We start from the raw sequence: 10,940 nt of genomic DNA, 5'->3' as shown, positions 1-10,940 counted from the left end.
ACGTCACCGGGCTCGGCGTCATCATGGGCGCGCACCGGCGGGCCGGGCGATGCGGGCGCCGCCTCGTGCTGCGCGACGTACCGCCCCAGATGCAGCGGCTGCTGGTCGCGACCCGGCTGCACCGGGTCCTCGCCGTCGAAGGCGCCACCGGGGTCGAATCACTGCTGGTCGGTGACCGCGTCTCGCTGATGCAGGTCACGGGGGTGACCTCCTGTGCCCAGGGTGGGTAACACCGCTACGCGGCTTGGTAGCGTCGCTGCCATGAGCACCCGTGACCGCATCCTCGAAGTCGCTGCCGAACTGGTCGCGGCCTCCCCCGACGGCGATATCTCCACCCGGGCGGTGTGCGATGCGGCCCAGGTGGGGGCCCCGGCCCTCTACCGGCACTTCGGGGACAAGGAAGGCCTGCTCTCGGCAGTCGTCGACCACGGCTTCGACAAGTACCTCGCCACCAAGCGCGAGCACAGCCCCGGGGCGGACCCCGTGCAGGACCTGCGCGACGGCTGGGACAGCCACGTAGCCTTCGCTCTGGCCAATCCCAATCTCTACCGGCTGATGAACTCCCCCGCCATGCGCACCCCGCCCGCCGCCGCCCTGGAATCCCACCAGATCCTCACCCGGGACCTGGAGCGCGCGGCGGCACTCGGCAAGCTGCGGCTCGCGCCGCGCGTGGCGGCGCAGATGGTCATGGCAGCGAACGTGGGAGTGGCGCTGATGCTGGTGTCCCGCCCCACCACCTTCGACGACGCAGCCCTGTCCACCCGGGTCCGCGACGCCGTCCACGCCGCGGTGCTCACCCCGGACGCCTACGCTGAGGCCACGTCGGCCGCCGGACCGGCGGACGTACGGTCCGGGGCCGGTATCCCCTCGACCGCGGCGAAACTCAACGCCCTGCTCGCCCACACACCGTCCCCGGCACTGACCGGCGCGGAGAGCGGCCTGCTGAGCGAGTGGCTGGAACGACTGTCCGACACCTCTTGAGCACGGCGCCCGACCGGGCGGAACGGGGTTGGCTGGAAGACATCGTGCGTGAACGTGTCCGTGCCCTCCCAACGTCACCCTCCTCGACTGGCACGAGGCGGACTGTCCGACAACTGGGTCTGTGCCGCAGCGTGTCACGGGGGGTGCAGATCGCTCACCTGAGGTGAGAACGTTCACGACCGCCTCACTGAGACGGGTGACGAGGCGAAGCTCGCCCATCGCTTCTTCGGGTACGCGGCTCAGCTCAACTCTGCGCTGTGGTCCCTCAGCACGCTGACCCATCTGTTGGCCGACCCTGTCGAACTGCGGAGTCCAGCGTTCATCCACCGCGTGCGGGGCCATGACTGCCCAACACAGCGACGCGCAGGGTGCGTCACCTCCCCGAACAGCCCTTTACTCCGCCTGGAGCTACCCATGCGCTCATCCCGGCTCATACTCGCCGGCGTCCTGCTGGCCGGCACGGTCTTCCTCATGACCTCGCTGCTGACTCAGCCTCCCTACCGGATCACCGGTGTCATAGCGGTTGCGGTATTCCTGCCCGTCTGGTTCACGCTGTGCGTGATCAATGCACTGGGAGGGATCGCCTCAGGATTCCCGATCAGAGGTGAAGTCACGCTCGCAATAGTGATACTCGCTGTGCCCACCGGAACAACGCTACTGCTGTGGTTGGCAAGCAACACCTGGTGGAGCGGGGGGCCCGTCGTCACAACAAGTCGCACCCCTCTGTTTCTCATGGCCGGGGTAGCCCTTTGGGGTGCTGTCGCCGTCCTCACGTCACTGTGGCCGATCGAGGGCCGGACTCGAACCTTGGACACAGCCGCAGTCGTCTTCGGGATTCTATGGATGGCGGTGACCATCACCAACCTGCTTCTCGGCCTCACCGTCGGCTACACGCTCCTGGAAGAGCTCCCCGTTGTAGGGGTCACCTTCTTCGTGCCCACCGCTGTGGCCTACGTGGCTCGCCTGCGGCCGCGTAGCACCCCGCGTGCTCCGCTTTGAGATGAACCCTCAGTACAGAAGCGGCACGCTCCTCAGGCGGCTGATCCCTCCAGCATCCTCGTGCCAGCGGCTCGTCACGCAACCTTGGCGGGGTAATCAGTCCATGAACGGATCGGTGAGTCGGGCGCGAAGGTCGTCTTCGGCTCGGCGCGGGCATTGCGCCGGCGGACGTAGGCGGCGATGGCCGCGTTCTGCTCGGCGTGGCTGCGATGGTCGGTACCGTTGAGGGCGAAGTAGTGCAGGACCGCGAACTCGGCCTCGTCCAGTTCAGCCAGGAGCCGTAGGTCGGCAGGAAGACCAGCTCGATGTCGTTGTCGGCAGCCCAGGCGCGGACCTTGGCGTGCTTGTGCGGGGAGAAGTTGTCCAGCACCACGTACAGCTTCTCCCCAGGCCAGCGGGTGCGCAGGATCTTGAGGAGGCCGAGGAACCCCCGCCACCGCTTGCGCGGGCGGATGCGGTAGTACAGCTTGCCGGTGGCCGGATCGAGGGCGGCGAGCATGTGCCGCACTCCGCATAGCGGTTGTAGGTGGCCGCAGTCTGCGCGGACGCCTTACCGGCCCCCACGCCTTGCCCTTGCGGGGCATCAGGTTCAGGGGTCCGAACTCGTCGACGCATATCACCCGCCCGTCGGCAGGTGGGGTGTCGTACAGCGCCAGGATGCGGTGCATCTTGGCAATGAACTCCGGGTCGGTGGACGCCTTCCACGTGGTGGTGGTCCTCCAGGAGACCTTGCCGGCGCGCAGGATCCGGCGTAGGGCCTCCCGGCTGATGGCCGCGGTCACCTTCTGCTTGATGAGGTGGTCGGCGAGCTTGCTCGGGCTCCAGATGGAGCACCCGCCCCCCCTTCCCCGCCCGTGGTGCCGTCACCCGATCAACGACACACCCGCGAAAAGGTCACGCATTCGAACCACGCACTCAGATGCGACACCGAGACCGGCACCGGACACACGGCACGACACCGACGGACCACACATCGCAACGGACACCAAAGGAAACACGTGAGCCTCCGCCTTCACTGCTGGCACTACTGACGAGAGCCGAGGCGTCGCCACGGTTCAAGTACTCCTCGCCAGGCGATGCCGAGAAGACAGAGGTGGTTGCCGGCCTTCGCGTCGCGGCGGGGCGGCCCAATGTGGGCACTCCCGCGTGAACGCAGAGTCAGACGGACGAAGGGCTGGGCTGTGGTGCATCTGCGGGGCGACGAGCGCGAAGCAGACCGCTCACTGACAGGGCTCCAGGCCCTGTGAAGACGAGCAGAAGAAAGGCCCAGCAGTACAGAGCCGGGCTCTCGCCGCCGTTCTGCAACGGGAACAGTCCATCCTTCTGGTGGACGGTGAAGTAGGCGTAGGCCATGGCGCCCGAGCTCAGGAAGGCAGCGGAACGCGTACCCATGCCGACCATGACGAGCACCCCACAGACCAGCTCGATCAGCCCGGCATACCAGTAGGGCCACTCACCCGCGTCGGTCGCCTTGCGGCCCAGCAAGCCGAACACGGTCGCCGCCCCTTGACAGGCGAAGAGAAATCCGATCACGACACGAAACAGCCCGAGGGCCAGAGGTTGGTGACTGGTCAGCTTCGAGGTGTCCACCGTTGCTCCTGAGCTCCACAGAGACAGCTGTTGGGTGACCTGGCCACTCCGGGCGCTGTGATCACCTTCAGTCGCTTATACGTGGCCACGGGCTCCCCGGTTCACCTCACTTCAGCAGTTACCGATCGGATACAGCAGCACTGCACAACAGGGCATCGGGCAGGTGCGCCCCCTCACCCCTTCACCGCGCCGGACGTGAGTCCCTGGACGATGTGACGACTGGCGAAGGCGAACAGCACCATCGTGGGCAGGATGGTCAGCACGGCGGCCGCGGACATCGAGCCCCAGTCGATGTTGAAGCTGGAGATGAAGCCGTTCAGGGCCGTGGGGACGGTCTTGTTGCTGTCGCTGTTCATCAGCGTCACCGACAGGAACAGTTCGTTCCAGCAGTTGACGAAGTTGAAGATGAACGCGGCCACGATGCCCGGACGCATCACCGGCAGCAGCACCCGGAACAGCGCTCCGAACCGGGACAGGCCGTCGATCATGGCTGCCTCCTCCAGTGCGTCCGGGATGTTCTCGAAGAAGCCCCGCAGCATCACCGTGCAGAACGGGATGCACACGGCGACATAGACGAGGATCAGTCCGAGGCGGTTGTCGACCAGCTTCAGGTCGGTCATCAGCAGGTACAGGGGTCCCAGCGCGATGAACGACGGGATCATCTGGGTGACCAGGGCCGCCATGAGGAGAGCGGACTTGGTGCGGAACTCGAAGCGGGCCAGCACATATGCCGAGAGCATGGAGATCGCCGTGGCCACCGCGCCCGCGACGATGGCGACGATGAGGCTGTTGGTGAGGTAGGTCCCGAAGTCGGCCGTGGCGAACAGGCCGCTGTAGTTCTCCAGTGACAGGTGCTCGGGCCAGTAGGCGATCGGGAAATGGAAGATGTCGCCGGGCGCCTTGAAGGAGGTCGCGGTGATCCAGTAGAGAGGGAAGACGGTGAAGGCCAGCCACAGCCCCAGGAAGGTGAACTTGGCGGCCCGGCCGGCCGCGGTCTCCTTGCCGATCATGACCTCACCCCTTTCTTCTCACGTGTGGCCAGGAGGAAGAACACGGCGAACACCAGCAGCGCGGCCACCACGAGGAGGCCGAGCGCGGAGGCCCTGCCGTAGTCGCCCTGCTGCGTGATCTTGATCATCCAGGTGGTCACGATGTGCGTCTCGTTGTTCGGTCCGCCGCCGGTCATGCCGAAGATCAGATCCGGGAAGTTGAAGATCCAGATCACCCGGAGCAGCACGGTCAGCACCAGCGTGGTCCGGATGTACGGGATCGTGATCCGGAACAGTGTGCGCACCTTGCCGGCGCCGTCCAACGCGGCCGCCTCATAGAGCTCTTCGGGGATGGACTGGAGGGCGGCCAGGATCATGATCGCGAAGAAGGTGACGCCGTACCAGACGTTGGCGATCAGCACCGCCGCCATCGCCGTGTCCGGATCCGCCAGCCAGGCGATCGGCTCGTCGATCAGCCCGGCCTTCTCCAGCAGGTCGTTGACGACGCCGAACTCGCTGTTGAACAACCAGCGGAACAGGATGCCGATGAGAAATCCGGAGATCGCCCAGGGGAAGAAGACCAGCGCCTGGTAGAGCCCACGGAAGCGGAACCTGCGGCGCAGCCACAAGGCGAGCGCGAAGCCGATCACCAGCTGCGGGACGATCGAGCCGATCACCCAGACTGCGGTGTTGCCCAGTACGGTCCCCCAGGCCGGGTCGGCGAAGACGTCATGGAAGTTCTTCAGGCCCACCCAGGAGATGTCGGTCAGGTCGGTCAACTTCCAGTTACGGAAGGCCATCTGGCCGCCCGCGATCATCGGGTAGTACGTGAAGACCGCCACGAAGACCGCAGCCGGCGCCATGAAGGCGGCGATCAGCAGGCCGCGCCGGGTGGTGAACTCCCGCCTGCGGCGGCCCCCTTGGAGGATGTCTCCCCTGGGCGAGGCGTTGCCCGTGCCGGGTGTCGATGTCTTCGTCGGTGTGGACGCGACGGACATGGCTACTGCTCCTGCCGCCACTTCTCGGTCCAGTACGCGTCCCAGCCCGCCAGCAGTTCCTTGGGCGTCGCCTTGCCGAGGATCAGCTTCTGGACGTCGGCGTCGGCCTTCTGCTCCCACTCGGTCCACCACGCCACCCCGCGCGGCTGGGTCACCACCAGGTACTTCTCCGGATGCTCGGTCATGGTGACGTAGCTGGACCAGGGGCCCGTCTTGTAGAACGGGTCGCCGGTTGCCGATTTCAGGATCGGCACGAGGCTGTTCTTCTTGGTGAACGTTGTCGACGCCTCGCCCTGGGAGAGGAACTCGACCAGCTTGACGGCCTCGGCCTTGTGCGTGCTGCCCTTCGCGATGCCCCACCCGGCGGTGGCCAGCGGCTGGACGGTCTTACCGCCGGGACCGGCCACCAGCGGAGCGGTGTCCCACTGGCCCTGCGAGATCGACTTGGACTGCGAGACCGTGGCGATCACCTCGGGGTCCTGCAGCAGGAAGGCCGTGGAGCCGTTGGAGAAGGCCTCGACCATCTCCGGATAGCCCCAGGAGACCGACGACTTGGGCGACGCCTGTTGGAAGAGCTTCAGGTAGGTCTCGAGGGCGTCCTGCGCCTCGGGTGCGGAGAAGATCGTGCGGCCGTTCTTGAGCTTGTAGCCGTTGGCCGGGTCGACCTGGTCGGCGACGTACGCCTCGATGACGGCGGTGGCGTTGCTGTTGGCGTTGGCGCCTCCGCGGAAGGCGTAACCGTAGCGGCGCTGGGACGGGTCGTGGACGGCGGAGGCCTGCTGCAGCAGCTCCTCCCAGGTGGCGGGCGGCTTGCTGAAGCCGGCCTTGTCGATCAGGTCGGTGCGATAGAAGAGGCTCAGCCCGTAGAAGCCGTACGGAATGAAGTACGTCCTGCCCTTGGCGTCCTGTGCGGCCTTGACGGCGTTCTCCGTCATGGCCTGCCAGCCCTTCCAGCCGTCGAGGTCCTTCTTCATGTCGTAGAGCCAGCCATTGTTCGACCAGGGCCCGACGGTGATGTCCCGTACCTCCAGGACGTCCACGCCACTGCCGGACTGGAGCATCTGCTGCAGCTTCTGGTCGGCCTGTTCGGTCGGCGGGGAGATCAGGTTGACCTTGATCTTCGGGTTCTGCTGCTGGAAGTCGGCTATCAGGTCCTTCAGCAGATCGGTGCGCGTCGGATTGGTCAGGCTCTCGACCATGTTGAGGGTGACTGTTCCGCCCGTGTCGGGGCTCATGGTGGAACAGCCGGTCAGGACCATCGCGGCGGCTGTACCGAGAGTGAGAGCTGCCGTCCTTCTTCTCATCGTGCTGACCTCTTCCCTGGTTCTTCCTTGAATGACGGCCGCGCCGGCTGCGGCGTGGGGACGGGGGTGCGCCCTACGGCGCGCGGTGCTGTTCGTGGGCCGTGCGGGCCCACTCGCCGAGGGCGGGGACGCATTCCTCGGCGAAGTACTCGTAGTCGGCGGAGGTGTTGTAGACGTGGGCGGACAGCCGCAGGTAGCCGGTGCCGCCGAAGCTGGTGAAGGCCGCCTCCACGCCCAGTTCGCGGGCCACCCGGTCGCGCAGCGCGTCGGCCTCGACCCGACTGGGGGCCAAGCCCTCCGGCAGCCGCACCAGGCGCATGCCCGGGACCGGCAGACCGACATCGACGCGGCAATCCGTGCCGGTGAGTTCGGCGAAGGCAGTGCCGATCACGTGGGCGCCGTAGTCGGCCATGTCGTTCATATAGCGACGGGCGGTGGGCCAGCCCCAGGTGCGGTCGACGAAGTCGAGCGCGGTAGGTGCCGCCAGGTAGGCGGTGGCGTCGATGGTGCCCTGCTGGTCGAAGCGGTCGGGGTATGGATCGGCCGCCCCCCAGGAGTCGATCAGGGGGTGGAGCCGATCGCGCAGCGGGCCGCGGGCGACCAGGGCCGCGGTGCCGCGCGGGGCGCAGCCCCACTTGTGCAGGTTGCCGACCCAGAAGTCGTAGGTCGCGTCGGCGAGCGGGGCGGCGAGGAGGCCGGGCGCGTGCGCGCCGTCGACCAGCACCGGGATGCCTCGGCGGCGTGCCTCCGCGCCGATCCGTTCCACCGGCATCCTGCGTGCGGTCGCCGAGGTGATCTGGTCGACGACGACGAGGTCGGTGGCCTGGCCGATCTCGGCGACCACGGCCTCGTACGCCTGGTCCTCGTCCGCGTCGAGCGGCACCCGAGCGGTTCGCACCCGGCCGCCCCAGCGGCGGGCCAGACGCTCAGCGCCCATGGTCACGGCCCCGTAGCCGTGGTCGGTGACGACGATCTCGCCGCCGCGGCGGCGGCTGAGGGCGGCGTACACGACGCTGGCGCCGGCGCTGGCGTTCGGCACCAGGGCGAGGCCGTCGGCGGTGACGTGCAGGAAGGCGGCGAGCTGGACCCGGGTGGCGGCGATCCGCTGCGGCAGCGCCGGGAACCACACCACGGGCGAGCGTTCCATCTCCACGCGCAGCAGTTCCTGCCGCTCCTGCGCCACCAGCGGAACCGCCCCGAACGAACCGTGGTTCAGGTGTTTCAGGGCAGGGTCCAGTGACCACGCCCGGGCGGCGGGCCGGCCGTCGGTCAGCAGCAGGGGACGCGGTGCGGTGGTCACCTCGGTCTCGCTCACATGACTCCACATCTGCTGGGCTGGACGAGCCCGCAGAAATCAGACCTTCCGCCGGACACGTATGATGACTCGGCATCCTGGCACGGGATTTTCGGCGGCGGCAAGGGTCATACAGTGAAAGTCATCAGATGACTTCTGGATGATACGTCCGAGACATGTGATGACTCGCTACAGTGCCCAGGGGCTCCGGCGACACCGGCGGCCCGCCGGGGAAAGAAGAGGGGTCGGATGTCCGCAGTCGAAAAGGCGTTCCACGGCCTACGGCACATGATCGCGACGGGACACCTCGGTCCGGGTGAACGCATTCCGCCCGAGGGCGAGCTCTGTGAAGAGCTGGGCGTCTCACGGGGGTCCTTGCGCGAGGCCGTACGGATGCTCGCCGCCCTGGGCGTCATCGAGCCCCGGCACGGCTCCGGCACGTACGTCTCCCAGCTCAGGCCCGAGGATGTCATCGGCAGCCTCTCGCTGACCCTGGAACTCCTGCCGCTCTCCGGCCTACTGGAGGTCTACGAGATCCGGCGCGTGCTGGAGGCCCACGTCGCCGCCCAGGCCGCAGCCCGCTGCACACCCGAAACGGTACGCACCCTCTTCTCCCTCATCGAGGAGATGGAGGCCACCGACGACCCCGCCAAGGCCTCTGAGCTCGACCACCGCTTCCACGCGGAGATCGCCCGCGTGGGCGGCAATCCCACCCTGGCGTCTCTCCTGGCCGTCTTCCGCGCCCGCTCCCGCAAGTACCAGGTCTTCACCCTGCCCGAAGGCCCGCAGTTGCGCAGCAAGAGCGACGAGGACCACCGCGTCCTGGCCACCGCCATCGCCGACCGCGACCCCGTCTCAGCGGCGGGCGCGGCCCAGGCGCACGTCGCCCAGACGGAACGATGGTTGCGCGCGTTCATGCCACCGGTCGAGGAGAACGGCAGCGCGGACTGACCACAGGGACTCCTTCAGCGGGCGACGCAACCGCGCAGGTGCCACCGGCGTCGTCTTCGTCCCGCTCACACCTGCTGCAGCGCGGTGCGCAGGGCCAGCGGCATTCTGGCTGCCTGTGCCTGGTGGCACGCGACCGGTGCCGATCGCCGAGGCGCTCGGCCTGCCCGCGGGCATCGTCCGCAGCGACGACTGGCCGAACTGGCTGCCGCTCACCACTGACGGCGTGGTCCCCCTCGGACCCCGACCTGATCGAACACGGCCGCTATACGCCCGCTGTCGGGCTGCGCCTGCACACCCTGGCGGCCTCCCAGGCCGTCGCCTGGCATCGCTTCGGCCTGGGCCGCCACACCGACGCCAGCCAGTACTGGATCGCCGGCCTGCACAACGCCCACGCGGCCGGGGACCACGATATGGGCGCAGGTCTCCTGGGCGACCTCGCCTGCCAAGCCGCCTTGGCGGCGCGACCACACCACCGCGGCGAGCATCCTGAATCACGCCCTGACCCGCGCCCAACACCCCGCCGGCCGCTGCCTGCTCCAGCTGCGCCTCGCCCGCAGTCGCCGCGCAAGGGGAACGGCGCGCCGCGCTACGCCCCCTCGGCGCAGCCGAGAAACACCTCGGCGACGCCGGCACCGACCGGCCCGCCTGGTGCGCGTGGGGCTCCGTGGCGGTCATGCGGTCTGTCAAGCTGTCCCAACCTGCAAATGTCTCAAGGCTTTGCTGCTGCCTGGCCGCGTGACGGAGCCGCGGACCGGGCAGCAGCAGAGGGGTTGGTGGCGATGATGGCTTCGGTACGTCTTCGTTGAAGGCGCCGGGGGCGCGGCGATAGCCGCGCTGAGGCCGCAACGGCAGGGAGGCGATAAGGCATTGCCCTCCGCCGCCCGGTTCCAGGGCGCTGAAACCATCGTGAAACCGCGCTGAATGCACCCTGCCTCAACCTCTGCGACATGACGACAACGACCTCGCACTCACTCGCCATCGCGGCCAAGGGGCTGCGCAAGGCCTACGGGGACAAGACGGTCCTCGACGGCATCGACCTGGCGGTGCCGGCCGGCACGGTCTTCTCCCTGCTCGGCCCGAACGGCGCCGGCAAGACCACCGCCGTCAAGATCCTCTCCACCCTCATCACCGCCGACGCCGGCGAGATCCGCGTCGGCGGCCACGACCTGGCCGTCGACCCGCAGGCGGTGCGCGCCGCGATCGGCGTCACCGGGCAGTTCTCCGCCGTCGACGGGCTGATCACCGGCGAGGAGAACATGCTCCTCATGGCGGACCTGCACCTGCTCTCCCGCAGCGAGGGCCGCCGTACCGCCGCCGAACTCCTTGAGCGCTTCGACCTGGTGGAGGCCGCGAAGAAGCCCGTCTCCACCTACTCCGGCGGCATGAAGCGCCGCCTCGACCTCGCCATGACCCTGGTCGGCAACCCGCGGATCATCTTCCTCGACGAGCCCACCACCGGCCTCGACCCGCGCAGCCGCCACAACATGTGGGCCATCATCCGCGAGCTGGTCTCCGACGGCGTCACCGTCTTCCTCACCACCCAGTACCTGGAGGAGGCCGACGAACTCGCCGACCGTATCGCGGTGCTGAACGACGGCAAGATCGCCGCCGAGGGGAGTGCCGAGGAGCTGAAGCGGCTCATCCCGGGCGGGCACGTCCGGCTCCGCTTCTCCGACCCGGCCGCCTACCAGTCCGCCGCCACCGCGCTGCGTGAGGTCAGCAGGGACGACGAGGCGCTGGCGCTGCAGATCCCCAGCGACGGCAGCCAGCGCGAGCTGCGCTCCATCCTCGACTGGCTGGACTCGGCCGGTATCGAGGCGGACGAGCTGACCGT

10 protein-coding genes and 1 pseudogene are annotated in these 10,940 nt (G+C 68.0%); 5 read left to right on the top strand and 6 right to left on the bottom strand.

Annotated features, from left to right (window positions below; genetic code table 11):
• The 3 genes and pseudogenes from ACTWQJ_RS36335 to ACTWQJ_RS36325 all read left to right on the top strand — a co-directional run.
• Positions 1–230: pseudogene (locus ACTWQJ_RS36335) on the top strand (hypothetical protein); the annotation flags it as partial.
• Between the two features lie 31 nt (positions 231–261).
• The gene (locus tag ACTWQJ_RS36330; protein WP_443310720.1) at positions 262–981 is read left to right on the top strand and encodes a TetR/AcrR family transcriptional regulator; all 720 of its coding nucleotides are present in this window, start codon (positions 262–264) and stop codon (positions 979–981) included.
• A 414-nt stretch (positions 982–1,395) separates the two neighbouring features.
• Positions 1,396–1,980, top strand: coding sequence for a hypothetical protein (locus ACTWQJ_RS36325; protein ID WP_443310719.1), 585 nt, complete (start codon positions 1,396–1,398; stop codon positions 1,978–1,980).
• Here ACTWQJ_RS36325 and ACTWQJ_RS36320 read toward each other — a convergent pair.
• From ACTWQJ_RS36320 to ACTWQJ_RS36295, 6 genes are all read right to left on the bottom strand, one after another.
• On the bottom strand, positions 1,904–2,479 hold the full coding sequence (locus ACTWQJ_RS36320) for a transposase (protein ID WP_443310718.1): 576 nt from the start codon (positions 2,477–2,479) through the stop codon (positions 1,904–1,906). The two genes, ACTWQJ_RS36325 and ACTWQJ_RS36320, sit on opposite strands and share 77 nt — an antisense overlap.
• A gap of 659 nt (positions 2,480–3,138) precedes the next feature.
• Complete coding sequence (locus ACTWQJ_RS36315; protein WP_443310717.1) at positions 3,139–3,570, bottom strand: DoxX family protein; 432 nt, start codon at positions 3,568–3,570, stop codon at positions 3,139–3,141.
• 173 nt (positions 3,571–3,743) lie between these two features.
• The gene (locus ACTWQJ_RS36310) at positions 3,744–4,580 is read right to left on the bottom strand and encodes a carbohydrate ABC transporter permease (protein WP_443310716.1); all 837 of its coding nucleotides are present in this window, start codon (positions 4,578–4,580) and stop codon (positions 3,744–3,746) included.
• Entirely contained in the window at positions 4,577–5,557 is a 981-nt protein-coding gene (locus ACTWQJ_RS36305) for a carbohydrate ABC transporter permease (protein WP_443310715.1), read from the bottom strand. Before ACTWQJ_RS36305 ends, ACTWQJ_RS36310 begins: the two co-directional genes overlap by 4 nt.
• A 2-nt stretch (positions 5,558–5,559) precedes the next feature.
• Positions 5,560–6,861, bottom strand: a complete 1,302-nt coding sequence (locus ACTWQJ_RS36300; protein WP_443310714.1) for an ABC transporter substrate-binding protein — start codon at positions 6,859–6,861, stop codon at positions 5,560–5,562.
• A gap of 73 nt (positions 6,862–6,934) precedes the next feature.
• The gene (locus ACTWQJ_RS36295; protein ID WP_443310713.1) at positions 6,935–8,176 is read right to left on the bottom strand and encodes an aminotransferase class V-fold PLP-dependent enzyme; all 1,242 of its coding nucleotides are present in this window, start codon (positions 8,174–8,176) and stop codon (positions 6,935–6,937) included.
• A 228-nt stretch (positions 8,177–8,404) separates the two neighbouring features.
• On the opposite strand from ACTWQJ_RS36295, the gene ACTWQJ_RS36290 reads away from it, so the two are divergent.
• On the top strand, positions 8,405–9,106 hold the full coding sequence (locus ACTWQJ_RS36290) for a FadR/GntR family transcriptional regulator (protein ID WP_443310712.1): 702 nt from the start codon (positions 8,405–8,407) through the stop codon (positions 9,104–9,106).
• Between the two features lie 947 nt (positions 9,107–10,053).
• A partial coding sequence (locus ACTWQJ_RS36285) for an ABC transporter ATP-binding protein (RefSeq protein ID WP_443310711.1) occupies positions 10,054–10,940 on the top strand: 887 nt, incomplete at its 3' end.

Origin of the sequence: Streptomyces sp. KR55 (assembly GCF_052245645.1) — a bacterium.
Classification (GTDB): domain Bacteria; phylum Actinomycetota; class Actinomycetes; order Streptomycetales; family Streptomycetaceae; genus Streptomyces; species Streptomyces flavusporus.
This window is presented reverse-complemented; position numbering and strand designations above follow the sequence as displayed.